The following is a 16,306-nucleotide window of genomic DNA, read 5'->3' as shown; positions in this document are numbered from 1 at the left end:
CACCCCCCTAGCATTATGCTAGGTAAGAACCGAGTAGCCCCGAAAAAGATCCCCAGCAATGCGCTGGGAGTTTTTTTGCCCCCAATGGTGTAGAGGCGCTCTTTTCTGGTATAATAAAGGGCGTTAAACCCTTTGTTGCCGTCGCTCGTTCGGAAGTGAATAAAGAGAAACTTTTTCACTTCACTCACTCGCTAGGCAATAATGCCCACAGATGACCAAGAAGAAACTTTTCATATCGCTTTCACTTCTCCTCTATATAGTTGCAGCCTTACAAACGTTGGCGCTGTATTTTTTTTGGTACTGGAGTTATTGGTGGTACGATATCATGATGCATTTTCTAGCCGGACTCTGGGTTGGCGGCATGGTGCTTTGGGCATATTTCTTTTCAGAGAGCATGAAAGTATTTCATCCGGTACGAAGGAGTCACGCGTACTTTATGGTGCTTGGCATCACTTTTTTGATCGGACTGTCATGGGAGCTGTTTGAATTTAGTTTGGATACGTTCATTATATTTCAACAGAATGATCTGGTGGACACCATGAGTGATTTGGGTATGGACATAGTAGGGGCGCAAGCCGCGGCATTCTATGTGACAAGAGCGCGGTGGTCCCCGATATACTTCGGTCAGAATATTACAGGAGAGCAAGAAAGCGCTGTGCGCATAAAAATATGAAACATACATCAAAACTGACATTTCACGGAGGAGCGGGATCAGTGACGGGCGCAAATTTCCTGCTTGAGGATAAGGAAAGCGGCGCAAAAATATTAGTGGATTGCGGTTTCTTTCAGGGACGCAAAGTTGGTGAGGATATCAACCGCGATCCGTTTCCCTATGATCCGACATCCATTGACGTTCTCTTTGTTACTCATGCGCATATTGACCACATCGGTCGTATTCCAAAACTGGTGCGCGACGGGTTTCGGGGCGTCATTTACTCTACGCCCGCAACGAAAGAAATCGCAGAGCTCATGCTGACCGACAGTATGGGTATTTTAGGGAAAGAGGCAAAGGAAGACCATCTGCCTCCCATGTATGAACGGGAAGATGTAGAAAAAACTATGAACCTGTGGCAGGGTGTACCCTACCATACCCCGATAAATCTCAAAGGAGGTTTTCAAGTAACACTTAAAGACGCGGGGCATATTTTAGGTTCCGCGCAAGTGGTGTTTGTGCGCGATGGGCGCACCCTTGTGTTTACGGGTGATCTTGGTAATTCTCCCGCGCCACTGCTTCGCGATACGGAGCCGCTCGGCAATGTGCAGTATGTGGTCATGGAAAGCGTGTATGGGGACAGGAATCATGAATCGCGTGCGGACAGAAAACAAATGCTTGAAGATGTCATTGAGGATACCATCAAGAAAGGGGGAGCGCTTGTGGTGCCCGCTTTTTCTTTGGAGCGCACCCAAGAACTTCTTTTTGAGATCAATGACCTGGTGGAACACGGTAGAATTCCCGCCGTGCCGGTTTTTGTGGATTCACCACTCGCCATCAAGGTGACGCGTATATACAAAAACAGTAATGGCAACTTCAACCACAATGCCAATGATGTGATAAAAAGCGGAGACGACATATTTAATTTTCCTCGCTTAAAATTTACGATGGAAACGGAAGAGTCAAAGGCGATCAAGGAGGCCCCCAACCCAAAAGTCATCATTGCGGGATCCGGCATGTCAAACGGCGGACGCATCATCCATCACGAAAAGCATTATCTCCCGGATCCCAAAAGCACCATCTTGCTTATTGGATATCAGTCGGTTGGAACAATGGGAAGGGCGCTTCAGGAAGGGGCGAAAAACGTCACTATTATGGGAGATTCTGTGCCGGTGTTGGCGCGTATCGCAAAGATCAGGGGATATTCGGCGCACAAGGACTCGGACGCGTTGGTTGATTTTGTTCGTACCGCTGATGACGGAATTGAACAAGTCTTTGTTGTCATGGGCGAACCAAAGGCGGAAATGTTTCTCGCGCAGCGTTTGCGCGATCACTTGGGAGTCAATGCGACGGTGCCCCAAAAAGACGAATCTGTAGAGATCAATCTCTAAAAGAGGCCTGCATCAATTGGAATGCGGGTCGAATGGTATATAATCATATATATGAATGAACAAAAGCATACACATCTCAAAATAAAACTATGCGTCTCGGGAGCCGCGGAGACCGGTCATTGCGGGCCTGACGCGCTTGAAAAAGCAAAAGAATTAGGACGCGAGATCGTCCGCCAAGGAGGCATTTTGGTGACAGGCGCCACGACCGGTTTTCCGATGTGGTCGACAATGGGTGCCAAAGAGGAAGGCGGTCTTTCGGTCGGAATCTCGCCGGCTTCAACCGAAGTAGAGCATTCGGAAGTATATCGTCTCCCGCTTGATTATCTGGATTTGATCATCTACACGGGATTTGGATACTCCGGCAGAAACCTCCTCCTGACGCGCTCGTCCGATGCGGTGTTTGTGGGGTGCGGGAGGATCGGGACCATCAATGAATTTACCATTGCGTTTGAGGATGGCAAGCCGATCGGCATTTTGAATGGCGATTGGGAGACTGATGAAGTTTTGAAAACCATCATAGAAAAAGGAAGACGAACAAACAATAAGATCGTCTTTGATTCAGACCCTAAACGGCTGGTGGAGAAGGTCATTGAACTTGTGAAAAAGGATAAAGTAGAGGACAGGTTCAATCACGGCAAAAAAGGCGCACTTTAGACTGCCATGGAAAAGAGAGCTTCAAAACACAATACCGACTCCTCTCTTCTGGACATAGCAAAAGAAATACAAGGTTGTGAAAAATGCCCCCTCTTTCTCGGGCGGCTCCACGCGGTACCCGGTGAAGGTAGTAGCGAGAGCGGTATTGTGTTTATCGGAGAAGGACCGGGTAGGGAGGAAGATAAGAGAGGGAAACCTTTTGTGGGAGCGGCGGGAAAACTCTTAGACGAGATGCTTGCGGAGATCGGTTTAAAGCGGGATTCTGTTTTCATCACCAATATCGTAAAGTGTCGTCCTCCCGAGAACCGTGATCCGGAGCCGGATGAAGTACGCATATGTACGGAAAATTATCTTTGGCGCCAACTTGAAATTATCAACCCAAAAATATTGATCACGCTTGGCCGGCATGCCATGCATCGCTTTATTCCCGCCGATAAGAAAATAAGCGTTGTGCACGGGAAATTATTCCGGCTCAAAAGCCCCACATCAGGCAAAATGTTTAATGTCTTGCCACAATATCACCCTGCCGCCGCATTATATAACGGAGGCATGAGAGGTATTCTCATGAAGGATTTTAAAAAGATACCACGGATTCTTAAGACGCTTTCGTCTTAGTATTCGTATCAAGCATAAAAAATCCCCTGCGCGACCTATCCGATTGGCGGATGATCACAGCAGGGGGTGGCGGCAATTGCATGCGGACGAGTCATTGATGAGGGAGGACACCAAGAACCCGTGGATACCCGTTTGCACCGCCCAATGACCCACGAGCAAGAGGGAAAAGGCGAATGAAAACACGAACACTCCCTACATTAATAGCATACCTATAAGATTTTGTAAAGTACCAAGGAATAAAAAATTCCGCCCGACGGCGGAATTTTTTTAGACTATTTCTTTTACGATTCGTTCAAATACCTCCGGATTATTTTCAGCAAGATCCGCCAATACTTTCCTGTCGAGTCCGATACCCTTTTTCTTGAGCGTATGTATGAACGTGCTGTACGAGAGATCCATGTTTTTAACCGCCGCACCGATTTTTATCTGCCAGATGCGTCTAAAATCTCCTTTCTTGTCTCTTCGGTGATTGAAGGCATGGACTCCGGCATGAGCGATCGCTTCTCTTGCCAGGCGCTCCTTCTTGCTCCTGCCGATGCGATATCCTTTGGTGGCTTTTAAGACATTATGCCTTCGTTTCAGTGATGTCGTTCCTCTTTTAACTCTGGTCATGTTTGGTATTTCTTCTCTCTCTTTTACATACTCCGCCCAAAAGACGAAGAGGGCGAGCCCCGAGAGATGCTCTTAATAATTTGGTAAAAATCGACTCCTGTCTTTATTGCTCATGATAAAGGCAACCCCCTTTCTTCCCTTGAGTTGTTTGGTTCTTGATTGCTTGGCGTTAAAATGACCAAAACCGGGCTTGCGGGCAATAAGCTTTCCCGTTCCCGTTATCTTTATTCTTTTCGAAAATGACTTATTTGTTTTCATGGTCAATAGAGAGACTATCTTTGATATTACTGTTTTTTACCTGTTCGCTCCAAGACAATCGTTAATCCCTTGGTGCTCTTCCTTGGGCCGTCAGCGATCTTATACTCTTCGGTGATGAGCACCAGGATCCTATCCATGCGCTCTTTCAGAAATTCCGGTCTCATGTACTTTGCCCGTCCGGCAAGGAAGAGATCCAACTTGATCCTATGTCCCTCGCGAAGCCACTTTGAGGCATTTTTTGCCTTGAGTTCAAGATCATGTTCACCGGTTCCAATCTTTATCTGCAGTGTCTTGGTCTCCGTTATGTGTGATTTTGACTTTGCTTCCTTCTGCTTTTTTTTCTCCTCGTACTGGAACTTCCCGTAATCCATGATCTTAGCAACAGGAGGGACCGCGTTCGGAGAAACCTCAATGAGATCAAGTGTTTGCGCTTGTGCTTTTTTGAGCGCCTCTTCTAAAGAGATAATCCCTAGATTTGAACCATCGCTATCAAGCACGCGCAGTTCTCGAGCTCGTATTTGGTTGTTTATGCGTACTTTTTCTTTCAAGGGTATGTAAAACCTGCCTCCCAGCAAGTTGCACCATTCTATCTGCTCTGGCGCAAGAAGTCAACCGAGCACCACTTTTACTAACTTCTCTATTGGATATCTTCAAAAATAATGATTACATTATTCGCCAAAAACTCCTTTGTTTCAAAGGTAAAAGTGGTGCTCGGTCAACCCTGTGACGGAGCGGCCACTTTTTCTCCCACGTCCGTGCCTGCGACAAAGCCGGTCGTCCAGCACATCTGCAGGGAGAACCCGCCGGAAGGGCGGTTGATACTCAAGGTGTCCCCGAGCAAATAGAGATTGGTATAGAGCTTTGAAGTCATGTTTTTAAAGTTCACTTCCTCCAATATCACACCGCCATCAGCAATGATCGCCTTGTCAAAACCCAATGTGCCGGTAATGGGAAATGAGAGGTCTTTCAGTTTTTTGACCAGTTTTTTCCGCTCCTCTTTGGTGATGGAGTTGATCGTTTTTTGCGCAAGCTTCAGTTCCGGGAGGTCCACGATCGCCTCCGCCAAAGCTTTCGGCAGAAGCTCCGAAAAGACATTCTTTAACTTTTTATTTTTGTTCTTCTCAAAAAGATTGCGTATCCTGCGGTCAAGATCGTTTTCCTCCGTGTCGGGAAACAGGTCAATAGAAGCTTCCACCGGGCCTTCCTTAAGCAGCCCTCTGACCTCATAGGAAGAATTGAGTATCAATGGTCCGGAGATGCCAAAATGCGTGAAGAGGACTTTTCCGGTTTTCTTGATCTTGGCTTTGTCGTTTTGTTTGAAGCGAATGGTCATGAAAGAGAGCGTCGTGCCGGAGAGACCGTGGACCCATTTCGCGCTTGTTTTCAGAGGGACAATGTTCGGATTCGGCTTGGCAATGGTGTGTCCCAATTTTGAGAGCATTTTGAAACCATCGCCCGTGGAGCCGGTCTCCGGAGCGGCTGTGCCACCCGTCGCGAGCGCAAAATAATGAGCGGAGTATTCTTTCCCGCTGGAGAGCTTCACCGAAACAATTTTTCCGTCTTTCTTTTTGAGAGAAGAAACTCGGGCGTTTTTTTCCACTTCCACCCGATGCGTCCGTATGTACTTTTCCATAACAAGAAAGACATCAAAAGCTTTTTGGGACGCGGGGAACGCTCTTTTTCGTGCCTCAATGATAAGGGGCAACCCTTTTCCTTCAAAGAATGTGAACGTATCTTTTGTGGAGAATTTTGAGAAAGGGGAGAAGAGGAATTCTTTGGACTGCGGAAAACTCTCAAGGAACGTCCTCACATTGAACTCCGCGTTGGTGATGTTGCACCGGCCGCCGCCGGTTATTTTCAGCTTTTCGCCCAGGTGCCTGTTTTTTTCCAGCAAAAGCACGCGCGCGCCAAGTTCTGCCGCGCGTCCCGCCGCCATCATGCCGGAAGGCCCTCCGCCGATGACGATAAGGTCGTATGTTGGGGTGATTGTTTTCATGGAATGATGCTAACTCTACAACAGGGAAGAGTATTTGTCTAAACATTGTACGCCGTACCGATGATAAAAAAAATCCCCCCGATGCTTAATCGGGGGGCGTAGAGCGCCGTTGCCTAACGAGCGAATGTCTTGCCGGAAGCGTCACGGGTTTGTGACCGGTGAACACACACCTCGCGGAGGCTGTCAAAAAGCGTTTTCGCCAGGAGGAAGACCAGATATCGATGGTATGAATCCTTGTTCGGGAAGTAGTTATTTACTATCGCTCCGAAATGTACACACCAGTCACGATTCACGAGAAGCATGAAGGCGAATACTTCGCGTTCATAAGAGCCTACCTTATCCACTTTCATTTCCCGTATATTTGCCACGAGTTTCTTTTTGGAAAGTGCCGGCATTTGGTTGCTGTGATGAAAATACAACGGACCAAATACAAGGGTCAATGCTTGGCGTACCCGATACATGTCTTCAACATCTTCAATGGTGACATGCCACCTTTCTCTGACTTTTTTGAAAAGAGAATGCGTGAGTGCGTAGCTCCACTGACTCCAAAACTTTCCCTCTCCCTGCGCGGCGAGGATCGTTTCCCACCCGAAAGCGCCGTACTCGCCCTTCAGTCTGTTCTCCGAAAATTGCAGCATCTCGTGATTTGCCATCTTGATGCTTTCAGCAGTAACGCGAATGAGAAACTTCGGAAATTGAAGCAGTTTAGCGCTGTGTTCATCGTGCATATTTGGCGGAAGTCCTTCCGTCAGATGCTTGCGTTGCATGGCCTGTCTCCTTTTTGCCTTGAAACAAAGGGTTGTATAAGAACCAGATACTGGCATAAGAATACCCTTTATTACGTTATTTGTCAATGTTTCTTCAAATTCAGAATTGTGGAGATGGCGGGAATCGGGGTCAGCTCACATCAATATTTTTTGTTCGTTTCAGTTGTGGCGGGAAACTCTCCTTACAGGAGCAGTACAGGTTTCCCATTTTCTCAGAGCAGAGCTCTTCAAAAATAAGGGAGAACCTTTTCGATTCCCGCACGCGAGGCAAGCAGTTGCCTCGCTCATCTCTACAGCGCAAAACGAAAACCGCCCCAAATGGAGCGGTTCGTTTTGGCTGTGGAGATGGCGGGAATCGAACCCGCGTGCAGACAATGTTCTCATATGACTCTACAAAGGGTAGCTTGTTTTGGGATTTAAGGAGTAGGGTAGGAAACAAGCAAAAGTCCCTAATACCCGATTCCTTGTGTTTCGGAAGAGCGCCAGAAAATTCGCAATTCCTAGTCCGAAAATATTACACCCCATTCTTCCTCTCAGACTTCAGAAGATGAGACGCCGGTTTACGCTAAAGCGTGAACTGGAGCAAAATACGGTGAAACCACTGACTTTGCTTTCTGTGATAAGTTTGCACCTATCGGTGTATGGCCTTTTTAAGAGTTACCACAGCTCTCCTTTGCACCTATGAGAGAAAATCACCTGTCTAGGCCGATCATCCCCGTGACCTACGATATTTTCGGAAAACATCACAGGTCACGACTATGAGCGCTCTCCCATCTCTCTTCGCACTTCTCGTTCAGTATCTCTTTTTTTGATGGTCTCGCGTTTGTCGTATTTCTTTTTTCCTCGCGCGACGCCGATCTCAATCTTTAATTTGTTATGTTTACTATACACTGAAATAGGCACTATTGTCAAGCCCTTTTTGTTCTCCCTCCCTGCCAGTTCCGCGAGCTCTTTTTTGGTGAGCAAGAGACGCCGCGTCCTTTCGGGGTCGTAACTTTTCGGCGTATTTGCCGTCTGGTAAGGAGGAATGTTGGCACCCACGAGAAACGCCTCGCCGCCGCGAATCACCACATGGGCGCCTTCAAAAGAGCCCTGCTTTTTCTTGAGAGCCTTCACTTCAAAACCGAATAATTCAATGCCCGCTTCAAAGGTATCCAGGATCTCGTAGTTGAAGCGCGCTTTTTTATTGTAGACCAATTGAGTCATGGACTCATCATAGCAACCAGAGCGCTCTTTGACAAAAGAGCTCACGACAAGTCTTTTTTAGAGAGACACCGCAGAGAGGCACTCTCCTTTACTTTTGCGTGTCATATTGTATTGTATAGGGACGATATTCATCAACTTCGGGATATATGTTTGATAACGACGAAAACGAAAAAGAGGATAAAAACGAGAAGAAAAAGACGCCGGTCTCCCAGCAGTTTGTGAGCAACATTCTGAGCGCAATCCTCATATTTATGGTCATTATCGTGGCCTATTCTTTCTTGAGCGACAACAAGAAGGACGTTGCCGAGATCCCGCTTTCCGAGCTGGCGACCCAGATCTCCCAAGGCAAGGTTTCAACGATCGTTGTGGAGGGTGACAAGCTCAACATTAAGACGGTGGACGGGGAAGAAAAGATTTCAAAAAAGGAGACGGAAGCGTCACTTTCCGAGACACTCTCAAATTATGGCGTTACCTCCGAACAGCTTGCCGTGGTGAGCATTGAAATAAAAAATGAAACAGGTTTCGGTTTCTGGGCGCTCAATATTTTGCCGTTCCTCATACCGGTGATCTTCATTGTTCTGCTTTTCTGGATGATCTCGCGGCAAGTAAAGGGAGCCGGAATGCAGGCGTTCTCATTCGGGCAGTCCAAGGCGCGCATTATTTATCCTGACGATAAAAGCCAGAAAGTCACATTCAAAGATGTTGCGGGAGTGAAAGAAGCGAAAGAAGAGCTCAAAGAGATCGTTGATTTTTTGAAGAACCCGAAAAAATTCATTGATATCGGCGCGCGCATTCCCAAGGGCGTCCTCTTGATGGGTGCGCCGGGAACAGGGAAGACCTTGCTCGCACGCGCGGTTGCGGGGGAGGCGGGTGTGCCTTTCTTCCTTATTTCCGGTTCTGAATTCGTGGAGATGTTCGTGGGTGTGGGAGCATCGCGCGTGCGTGATCTTTTCAAGCTTGCAAAGAAAGCCGCACCCGCCATTATTTTTGTGGACGAAATTGATGCGGTGGGCCGTGTGCGCGGCACCGGCATCGGAGGAGGCAACGACGAGCGAGAGCAAACATTAAACCAAATCCTGGTAGAAATGGATGGCTTTGAACCGCATGAAAAAGTGATCGTGCTTGCGGCAACCAACAGGCCCGACGTCCTAGATCCCGCACTCTCACGCCCGGGGCGCTTTGACCGGCGCGTAGTGCTTGACCTGCCCGACCGTGACGACAGAGAAGAGATATTGAAAATTCATGCGGGGAAAAAACCGTTTGCCGAAGACGTGAATCTCCGAGTAGTCGCCGAGCGTACTCCGGGATTTTCCGGAGCCGACCTTTATTCTCTTATGAATGAGTCTGCCATTCTTGCCGCGCGCGAGGATAGAAAAAAAGTATCGCAATACGATCTTATCCGCTCCATTGAAAAAGTGATGCTCGGTCCCGAGCGCAAAAGCCACATTCTCTCCAAGAAAGAGAAAGAGATCACTGCGTACCATGAAGCGGGGCACGCGGTCATTGCTTCTGTTTTGCCGTACGCCGATCCCGTCCACAAGATCTCTATTGTGGCGCGCGGACACGCGGGCGGCTATACATTGAAACTTCCTCTGGAAGAACGCAGACTGCAATCAAAGAAAGAATTTCTTGATGATATCGCTGTCTCACTGGGCGGGTATGTTGCCGAGCAAATGATTTTTAATGACATTACCACAGGTCCTTCAAATGATCTGCAGGTGGCGACCGCGCTTGCCCGCGATATGGTAACGAAATATGGCATGTCAGAGACCATGGGACCGATGGCGCTTGAGGGAATGGGTGGAAGAACGCTCTTTGGGCGTGGGGTTGGCGATAAAGAATATTCCGAAGAGGTTGGCGCCAAAATCGATGGAGAAGTTTCCAAGATCATGAATGACGCGTTCGCGAAAGCGCGAAAGACCTTGGTGGATCACAAAAAAGCATTTACGGCGATCGCAGAACGACTCGTGGAAGTTGAAACGATCGAGCGCGAAGATTTTGAAAAACTCCTGATAGCAAATGGCATCATGCCGAAGAAGCGAGAAGAGATGAATCTTACGGTATAGCAAAAAACAAATGAGAAATTATAAGCCGTATAACAATTTCTAACGGGATGAATCCCGTTAGAGATCACGACCACGAACCTGCATAAGAACATGAGAAATATTTACCAATCAATAATAAACGTAGCGTCTACGACATGTGTCGTGGCCTATCTCTAAACGGGATGAAACTGCTCTTTGATTTTTTCCCCATCGTACTCTTTTTTGTCGCGTTCAAATTTTTCGGCATATTCATAGCGACCGCCACAGCGATAACCGCGACACTCTTTCAGGTTGCCTTTGTGTGGTTTCGGAAGCGAAAGGTGGAAAATATTCTTTGGGTGAACCTCGCCATCATCACTCTCTTCGGGGGAGCGACCATCCTTCTTCAAGATGAGACGTTCATCAAATTGAAGCCAACCGTTTTATACTGGGCATTTGCCGGCACTCTCTTGATATCCAGGATATTTTTCAAAAAAAATATTATTCAAGGAATGATGGGGCAGAATCTCTCCATGCCAGAGAAAACATGGGGCAGGTTGAATCTCTATTGGGCGATATTCTTTGGCCTCATGGGCGTACTCAATTTGTTTGTGGCAAATCGCTTCTCAACGGACACGTGGGTTACCTTCAAACTTTTCGGCATCTTAGGGCTCACGCTCCTCTTCATCGTTGTGCAAAGTGTCGTATTGGCAAAATATGTAAAGGCTAAAGAAGGTATTGAGGTCTAAGGAAGGGTAGTGTAAAAGAAGGAAAAAAGAGAAAAGAAAAAGCCGTCCCGATTACATCAGGACGGCTTGCAAGTACTTACATGAACCGTATTTTTTTGGCGTAGTGCCAGAGCGCACACATGAAGGACAGGAGAATTGCCAAGATGCTTGTGATCAGAAATATCCACATGCCGACATCTCCGGGACTCGCAACAATATTTTTTCCGGGCGGGAAATTCAGCAGCTTGCCCGCGAACTTTATGAAGGGCGTATCACGCTCGGTGAAAGTTCCTTTCTGATTGATAGCAATCCAATCACTGAGAAATCTTAGATTGGTCGTATCATTTGCGAGAACATGGCGCTCAGTTATATTATAATCATATTCCGTCTCAACAATAACCGGCATCCTCCCTTCGTTTGCGGCTATTGCAATAACATTCGCGTTATTGCTTAAGACGGCGCCTACGGCGCAGACAAAAGCGATTTTGAGGAATATGTCACCGAGGCGGGAATTAATGTAGGACGTATGAGAGATCCACCAGCGTATTTTCCGGATGATATTCACAGCACACCTCTCTTTGGAATGAACCTATCGCTACTTTGTACTTTTTGGGGAATGGTGTCAAGAAGCACATAGGGTATGTATACCAATGATATTTACATTCGCCTCGTTACCGATTACTATCTAGTAGTGCAAACGTTTTTGCGCCCATAGCTCAGTTGGTTAGAGCACGGAGCTTATAAAATGGAGTGAAGACGATTGAAAATATGAATAATAAGAGTTGTGTCCGCCCTTAGCTCAGTTGGTTAGAGCACGGAGCTTATATCTCCGCGGTCCCAGGTTCGAGTCCTGGAGGGCGGACACAGGGCTTATTTTAAATTCATATTTTCATTTCGTCTGAATGATCATTTTATATCGGAAAGATATATCTCCGCGGTGAAAGGCTTCGAGTGCCTTTAGGGCGCACAGTGTTTATCAGTTTTTACTTACTCAAAATGAATATCGGTTTGCGAGGCAAGGCGCAGAGAGAGGAGCGGATGTGCCGCGAGCTTGGGGTCGCTCTCTAAAAGAGCGAGTGCTTCCGTGCGAGCGGCTTCCACCATCTTGATGTTCTTAATGGCTTCCATGCCGAGGTCGGAGATGCCCCACTGCTTGGTGCCAGAGAGCGCCCCCGTTCCTCGGAGAGAGAGATCCAACTCGGAGAGTTCAAATCCGTTCTTTGCCGTCTTGAGCGCTTTGAGCCGGTCTAATGATTGCTTGGTCTTGCTGTCGGCAAAGCAGTAGCAATATGCCTGGTGCGTACTGCGAAGCACGCGCCCGCGCAATTGATGGAGCTGTGCTAAACCGAAACGCTCCGCGCCTTCAATGATGATGACGGTGGCGTTTTGCACATTCACGCCGACTTCAACGACAGAGGTCGCCACCAAGATATCCGTTTCATGGTTTGCGAATCGTCTCATGACCTCTTCTTTTTCTTTTGGCAGGAGCTTCCCGTGTAAAACATCAATCTCATATTCGGGAAAAATATTTTTCTTCAGTCGCGCCGCTTCCTCTTTGACGGACTTCACCCGCAGGGCCGATGCTTTATCGGGGTCGGCTTCATCAATGCGCGGACAGATAACATACGCTTGTCTGCCGTCTCTTAATTCCTGCCTCACTTTTTCGTAGACCTCCTCGCGTTTGCCGGGCACAACAATCTCTGTGAGTACCTCCTTCCGTCCCTTCGGCATTTCATCAAGAAGAGTCAAATCAAGGTCGCCGTAGATGGTGAGCGCGAGTGTTCGCGGGATGGGGGTGGCGGTCATGCTAAGCAGATGCGGCGCGCGGTGGTCTTTGCGCACCAATGTTCCTCGTTGCATCGTGCCGAAGCGGTGCTGTTCATCAATAATGACGTATGCCAGTTCTTTAAATTTTACCGTTTTTTGGATCAGTGAATGGGTGCCAATCAAAATAGCGATCTCGCCATTCGCCGCCCACTTCAACAGTTGCGCGCGCGAAATGGCGGTTGTCCCTGTGGGGTCCACCTTTGAGGGGAATTTTTTACAGCCACTCCCCGTAATGAGCCCGATGTTGATGGGGAGGTGCTTGAAGTATCCAATGAACGATTGGAAATGCTGTTCGGCAAGTATTTCTGTCGGCGCCATGTAGGCAACTTGGAGATTTCCAAAATCTTGTCCGTGCGGGCGCGTGGTAAGCGCGGCATAGGCGGTGGTCGCCGCGACGGCGGTTTTCCCCGAACCGACATCTCCTTCAAGGAGTCGCGACATCGGCGAATCTTTTTTCATGTCGCTTAAGATGTCCTCTATGGCGCGCTTCTGTGCCGCTGTTGGATCAAAAGAGAAACGCCCTATAAATCGCGCCACCAAGTCTTGCGAGGTTTCTACCTTAAACGACGGGTTTTGTTTATAGGCATGCCGCGCGCGCTGACGTTCCAACTGAATGAAAAATATTTCTTCAAACGCAAAACGCTTGCGCGCCGCTTGCGCGTCGGCATCTTTTTTTGGTGAATGTATCCATATCAAAGAAGTCTTGAGACCCGGAAGATGATATTTTTTCAGTATGTGCTCGGGGATCGGGTCCTTCAGTTCGTCCAACGCACCACTTGCAAGTATTTTTTGGATTGCGTGATAGAGCCATCGCGACGTTACGCCGCGAGACTCCGGATAGATGGCATACGCGAATGATTCAAGCATCTTTCCCGCGAAGAGCGAGTCGCCGATATCAATGGGGAGTTCTCCCGTGCGTTCAAACTCGGGATTGGCGAGATAGAGTTCGCCATTTTTTTTCGCGGTGACACGGCCGGCAAGTTTTACCAGGTCGCCTTTTTTCACCATCTTTGCGGCATACGCCTGATGAAACCATGTCGCTTTTATTTTGCCGGTGTCATCTTCCACCACGACTTCGCCGATAGGGATCTTTTTTTTAAAAGCCCTGCTCGTTTTGGCGGACAGCACTCTTCCGTAAATGACCGCCGTGTCACCACTACAAAGCCCCGCAATTTTCTTGATCTCGGAGATAGTGTTGTATCGCGCGGGGAAGTAATAGAGAAGGTCGTGTACGCTTTTAAGCCCCAATTTTCCAAGCGCCTGCTTGTGGGGTGGGTTGAGGCGGAACGTTTTTTCCAGCAGAGAATCCGGATGCATGGCTTTTATTGTACCGCAAAAAGAAAATGCCCGCTAAGCGGACATTTTGCTTGCAAGAGTGGTGTATCTACTCAACAATAAGCGTTCCTTTCATGCCGAGCTGTCGGTGTGAGCCGATGGAACAGTAGTACTCAAATGACCCCGCTTTGTCGGCGACAAATTCCACCGAAACACTCTCACCGGTCTGCACGCCGTCAGTGGCGGCATTGAATTCGTCTATGACAAAGTCATGGAAACCGTCCTTACTTGTGAGATTGATGCGCACCGTGTCGCCTTTTTTCACGCGAATCTCCTTTTGAGAAAACGCAAAGTTGGTGCCTTCTACGGCAAATACTTTCGCCTTACTATTTTCCGTGACAGGAGAAATATCCGCTTTCTTTACCAAAAGCTCTATCATGACAATCGCCCCCGTCTCGTCTTTGAGCGGCGCATCTCCACCCGGGAATTCATATACTCCGTTTCCATCATCACTATGAAGCATGGCAAAGATACGCTCCCCGTCTTTTAAATCTTCCGTAAGCGCGATGCGTACCCAATGGTTTTCACCCGGCAGGAGTGAGAGAGAGGTGCCGACGACCTTTCCCGGCTTTCCATCCGCTTCCTTGTGGATCACCACGTACGCGTTTTGTGTAAGGTGAACCTCTCTAATACTCACCTCTCGTCCGGGAGATTGAGTGGCGGCGAACAGCTCGTTTTTTAGCGATTCGCTCTGATGGCTACTTTCTTCCATACTTTCCGTGGCAGGGTCGTTCGCGCGATTACCAAGCATAACGATTCCCGTGACTGCGAGTACGATAACTACAATGATAAAATAGAGTCCCTTTTTCATGGCGTGCTTATTTGTTAATGTCTAAACATGTTCATTGTAATATACTTTTCTGATCGCGCAAGAGAATGAGCGCAATTGCCATGCTTATGATTGAAATGTCTCTGAATATGATATCAAGCGCGCTCCAGTTGAACACCACAATACTTGCAAGCACGACAACAGCGGCCGATGTCGGGTAAAAAGGATCGCGTGCGAAGAGTATGCCGAGGGCGATTACGATCTCCAGACCCGCGAAGAGGAGACTAAGGGTAGCGATATCAACGGGACTTATGGCGATGAGCCATCCGGGGAAAAATCCTATCCACGTGTCGGGGTGAAAAAATGAATCAATCGCCGGGTATAGAAAAGAGAATGCGAGACCGGCGCGGAGAATGAAAGAGAGCAGGGTTTTTTGGCGCATAGATGTTAAGTTGACCTTACAGTATTTCCCGTGGTATAGTGGAAATGCTTCATACCAGTATCTCATATGAAAGAAACCGTTACAAATAAAGTATATGCGCTCCGAAGCAATGCGGGAGCCACCCAAGAACAGTTGGCGGAAGCGGTCGGAGTGACGCGCCAAACCATCATTGCGATTGAAAAAGGGAACTACGTCCCCTCGGTGCTTTTAGCACTCAAGATCGCTCATTTTTTTAAAAGACCCGTGGAAGAAGTATTTTCCATTAAAAATGTTAAATAATATGGAATACAAACAAAACATACAAGAAACCGTTATTTCAGTCGTCTTTATTGTTCTCCTTTTCTTGTTCTTGAATCCTTTTGATTTTTGGATGCCCGGTATGCTTCTCTACATGATGATTGGGGGGCTTGTTGTTTCATTCGCGCTTTTCGCAAGCTTCATCTGGAAAGAACAAGCGCAAGACGAACGTGAACAATTGCATAAAATGATAGCGGGGCGCGTTGGTTATCTCGCGGGCGTTGCGGTGCTGGTCTCTGGTGTGGTGGTGGAGAGTGTTATGTCACACGTGGATCCGTGGCTCATTGCCGTGCTTGGCGCCATGATCATCGGAAAGATCGCAGGCCATATATACGGCCGGAGGCGCAGTTAAAAGTATTGTAAAGAAAGCCTGTTTTCCTTTTATCCACAAAGAGATGTAAAGTACGCTTTACATCTCTTTTCTTTGTGTGTATACTCATTTCATTACTCAATATTTTTTAAAGATTATTTATGATGAACAAAGACACACAAAAAGGATTTATCACACCGATAGTCTTAGCGCTCTTGGCACTCGTCTTCGTAGCGGGTGGCGCCCTATATTTTAACAGCAAGCCTGAATCGGAGAGTATGAAGAAGGACGGCGAGGCAATGATGGAAAAAGAAAGCGATGCAACAATGAAGAAAGAAGAAGGTGCCATGATGGAAAAAGAAGGCGATGCGATGATGGCAAAATACACAGGAACAGTGCTTGCCGGCAAGTCAGCACCGCTTC

19 protein-coding genes, 1 tRNA gene and 1 other RNA gene are annotated in these 16,306 nt (G+C 47.7%); 10 read left to right on the top strand and 11 right to left on the bottom strand.

Annotated elements, in window-relative coordinates; genetic code table 11:
• Positions 1-211: 211 nt before the first annotated feature.
• Genes AAB523_01510 through AAB523_01495 form a run of 4 tightly spaced genes read left to right on the top strand, consistent with a single transcriptional unit; the run spans position 212 to position 3,312 of the window.
• A complete protein-coding gene (locus tag AAB523_01510; GenBank protein ID MEK7555946.1) occupies positions 212-673 on the top strand; it encodes a hypothetical protein in 462 nt (153 codons plus the stop codon).
• Positions 670-2,043 carry an MBL fold metallo-hydrolase gene (locus AAB523_01505; GenBank protein MEK7555945.1) on the top strand — a complete coding sequence of 458 codons (1,374 nt, stop codon included), beginning with the start codon at positions 670-672 and terminating at the stop codon, positions 2,041-2,043. The genes AAB523_01510 and AAB523_01505 overlap by 4 nt, the downstream gene beginning before the upstream one ends.
• A 51-nt stretch (positions 2,044-2,094) precedes the next feature.
• Positions 2,095-2,697 (top strand): hypothetical protein, encoded by a 603-nt coding sequence (locus AAB523_01500; GenBank protein ID MEK7555944.1) that lies wholly within the window; start codon positions 2,095-2,097, stop codon positions 2,695-2,697.
• 6 nt (positions 2,698-2,703) lie between these two features.
• Positions 2,704-3,312 (top strand): uracil-DNA glycosylase, encoded by a 609-nt coding sequence (locus tag AAB523_01495; protein MEK7555943.1) that lies wholly within the window; start codon positions 2,704-2,706, stop codon positions 3,310-3,312.
• 267 nt (positions 3,313-3,579) lie between these two features.
• On the opposite strand, the gene rplT is transcribed toward AAB523_01495, so the two are convergent.
• The 7 genes from rplT to smpB form a co-directional block, all read right to left on the bottom strand.
• Complete coding sequence (rplT, locus tag AAB523_01490; GenBank protein ID MEK7555942.1) at positions 3,580-3,924, bottom strand: 50S ribosomal protein L20; 345 nt, start codon at positions 3,922-3,924, stop codon at positions 3,580-3,582.
• 72 nt (positions 3,925-3,996) lie between these two features.
• Complete coding sequence (locus tag AAB523_01485) at positions 3,997-4,182, bottom strand: 50S ribosomal protein L35 (protein MEK7555941.1); 186 nt, start codon at positions 4,180-4,182, stop codon at positions 3,997-3,999.
• 26 nt (positions 4,183-4,208) lie between these two features.
• Entirely contained in the window at positions 4,209-4,730 is a 522-nt protein-coding gene (infC, locus tag AAB523_01480; GenBank protein MEK7555940.1) for a translation initiation factor IF-3, read from the bottom strand.
• A gap of 167 nt (positions 4,731-4,897) precedes the next feature.
• Positions 4,898-6,178: an aminoacetone oxidase family FAD-binding enzyme gene (locus AAB523_01475; protein ID MEK7555939.1), complete on the bottom strand. Its 1,281-nt coding sequence runs from the start codon at positions 6,176-6,178 to the stop codon at positions 4,898-4,900.
• Positions 6,179-6,291: 113 nt separating this feature from the next.
• Positions 6,292-6,945 (bottom strand): hypothetical protein, encoded by a 654-nt coding sequence (locus AAB523_01470; GenBank protein ID MEK7555938.1) that lies wholly within the window; start codon positions 6,943-6,945, stop codon positions 6,292-6,294.
• A 337-nt stretch (positions 6,946-7,282) separates the two neighbouring features.
• Positions 7,283-7,662: a transfer-messenger RNA gene (gene ssrA / locus AAB523_01465) on the bottom strand.
• A gap of 39 nt (positions 7,663-7,701) precedes the next feature.
• Positions 7,702-8,196, bottom strand: coding sequence for an SsrA-binding protein SmpB (gene smpB, locus AAB523_01460; GenBank protein MEK7555937.1), 495 nt, complete (start codon positions 8,194-8,196; stop codon positions 7,702-7,704).
• A 101-nt stretch (positions 8,197-8,297) separates the two neighbouring features.
• Here smpB and ftsH point away from each other — a divergent pair, with 101 nt between their 5' ends.
• Entirely contained in the window at positions 8,298-10,217 is a 1,920-nt protein-coding gene (gene ftsH, locus AAB523_01455) for an ATP-dependent zinc metalloprotease FtsH (protein ID MEK7555936.1), read from the top strand.
• Positions 10,218-10,378: 161 nt separating this feature from the next.
• Positions 10,379-10,924 carry a septation protein A gene (locus AAB523_01450; GenBank protein ID MEK7555935.1) on the top strand — a complete coding sequence of 182 codons (546 nt, stop codon included), beginning with the start codon at positions 10,379-10,381 and terminating at the stop codon, positions 10,922-10,924.
• A 76-nt stretch (positions 10,925-11,000) separates the two neighbouring features.
• Here the strand turns inward: AAB523_01450 and AAB523_01445 are convergent, their stop codons facing one another.
• Entirely contained in the window at positions 11,001-11,468 is a 468-nt protein-coding gene (locus AAB523_01445; protein MEK7555934.1) for a DUF5317 family protein, read from the bottom strand.
• 223 nt (positions 11,469-11,691) lie between these two features.
• Between AAB523_01445 and AAB523_01440 the strand changes: the two genes are divergently transcribed.
• Positions 11,692-11,765, top strand: a tRNA-Ile gene (locus AAB523_01440).
• A 125-nt stretch (positions 11,766-11,890) separates the two neighbouring features.
• On the opposite strand, the gene recG is transcribed toward AAB523_01440, so the two are convergent.
• The 3 genes from recG to AAB523_01425 form a co-directional block, all read right to left on the bottom strand.
• Positions 11,891-14,047 (bottom strand): ATP-dependent DNA helicase RecG, encoded by a 2,157-nt coding sequence (gene recG, locus AAB523_01435; GenBank protein ID MEK7555933.1) that lies wholly within the window; start codon positions 14,045-14,047, stop codon positions 11,891-11,893.
• Positions 14,048-14,114: 67 nt separating this feature from the next.
• Positions 14,115-14,876 (bottom strand): plastocyanin/azurin family copper-binding protein, encoded by a 762-nt coding sequence (locus AAB523_01430; protein MEK7555932.1) that lies wholly within the window; start codon positions 14,874-14,876, stop codon positions 14,115-14,117.
• A gap of 31 nt (positions 14,877-14,907) precedes the next feature.
• Complete coding sequence (locus tag AAB523_01425) at positions 14,908-15,276, bottom strand: hypothetical protein (GenBank protein MEK7555931.1); 369 nt, start codon at positions 15,274-15,276, stop codon at positions 14,908-14,910.
• A gap of 66 nt (positions 15,277-15,342) precedes the next feature.
• Between AAB523_01425 and AAB523_01420 the strand changes: the two genes are divergently transcribed.
• The 3 genes from AAB523_01420 to AAB523_01410 form a co-directional block, all read left to right on the top strand.
• Complete coding sequence (locus AAB523_01420; GenBank protein ID MEK7555930.1) at positions 15,343-15,555, top strand: helix-turn-helix transcriptional regulator; 213 nt, start codon at positions 15,343-15,345, stop codon at positions 15,553-15,555.
• Between the two features lies 1 nt (position 15,556).
• Positions 15,557-15,925: a hypothetical protein gene (locus tag AAB523_01415; GenBank protein ID MEK7555929.1), complete on the top strand. Its 369-nt coding sequence runs from the start codon at positions 15,557-15,559 to the stop codon at positions 15,923-15,925.
• 119 nt (positions 15,926-16,044) lie between these two features.
• The coding region (locus AAB523_01410; GenBank protein ID MEK7555928.1) for a hypothetical protein at positions 16,045-16,306 on the top strand (262 nt) is incomplete at its 3' end.

This window comes from Patescibacteria group bacterium (assembly GCA_038063375.1).
Taxonomy (GTDB): Bacteria; Patescibacteriota; Minisyncoccia; order Phycocordibacterales; family JANLHH01; genus JANLHH01.
The sequence above is the reverse complement of the archived record's forward strand: the minus strand, read 5'-3'. Positions and strand labels throughout refer to the sequence as shown.

What these genes read in the sequence shown, in the direction of transcription:
- ftsH (MEK7555936.1), top strand. Translation starts at nt 8,298, where the DNA reads ATGTTTGATAACGACGAAAACGAAAAAGAGGATAAAAACGAGAAGAAA.
- AAB523_01425 (MEK7555931.1), bottom strand. Translation starts at nt 15,276, where the DNA reads ATGCGCCAAAAAACCCTGCTCTCTTTCATTCTCCGCGCCGGTCTCGCA.
- rplT (MEK7555942.1), bottom strand. Translation starts at nt 3,924, where the DNA reads ATGACCAGAGTTAAAAGAGGAACGACATCACTGAAACGAAGGCATAAT.
- AAB523_01495 (MEK7555943.1), top strand. Translation starts at nt 2,704, where the DNA reads ATGGAAAAGAGAGCTTCAAAACACAATACCGACTCCTCTCTTCTGGAC.
- AAB523_01450 (MEK7555935.1), top strand. Translation starts at nt 10,379, where the DNA reads ATGAAACTGCTCTTTGATTTTTTCCCCATCGTACTCTTTTTTGTCGCG.
- recG (MEK7555933.1), bottom strand. Translation starts at nt 14,047, where the DNA reads ATGCATCCGGATTCTCTGCTGGAAAAAACGTTCCGCCTCAACCCACCC.
- AAB523_01470 (MEK7555938.1), bottom strand. Translation starts at nt 6,945, where the DNA reads ATGCAACGCAAGCATCTGACGGAAGGACTTCCGCCAAATATGCACGAT.
- AAB523_01430 (MEK7555932.1), bottom strand. Translation starts at nt 14,876, where the DNA reads ATGAAAAAGGGACTCTATTTTATCATTGTAGTTATCGTACTCGCAGTC.
- AAB523_01475 (MEK7555939.1), bottom strand. Translation starts at nt 6,178, where the DNA reads ATGAAAACAATCACCCCAACATACGACCTTATCGTCATCGGCGGAGGG.
- AAB523_01485 (MEK7555941.1), bottom strand. Translation starts at nt 4,182, where the DNA reads ATGAAAACAAATAAGTCATTTTCGAAAAGAATAAAGATAACGGGAACG.
- AAB523_01420 (MEK7555930.1), top strand. Translation starts at nt 15,343, where the DNA reads ATGAAAGAAACCGTTACAAATAAAGTATATGCGCTCCGAAGCAATGCG.
- AAB523_01505 (MEK7555945.1), top strand. Translation starts at nt 670, where the DNA reads ATGAAACATACATCAAAACTGACATTTCACGGAGGAGCGGGATCAGTG.
- AAB523_01510 (MEK7555946.1), top strand. Translation starts at nt 212, where the DNA reads ATGACCAAGAAGAAACTTTTCATATCGCTTTCACTTCTCCTCTATATA.
- AAB523_01415 (MEK7555929.1), top strand. Translation starts at nt 15,557, where the DNA reads ATGGAATACAAACAAAACATACAAGAAACCGTTATTTCAGTCGTCTTT.
- AAB523_01500 (MEK7555944.1), top strand. Translation starts at nt 2,095, where the DNA reads ATGAATGAACAAAAGCATACACATCTCAAAATAAAACTATGCGTCTCG.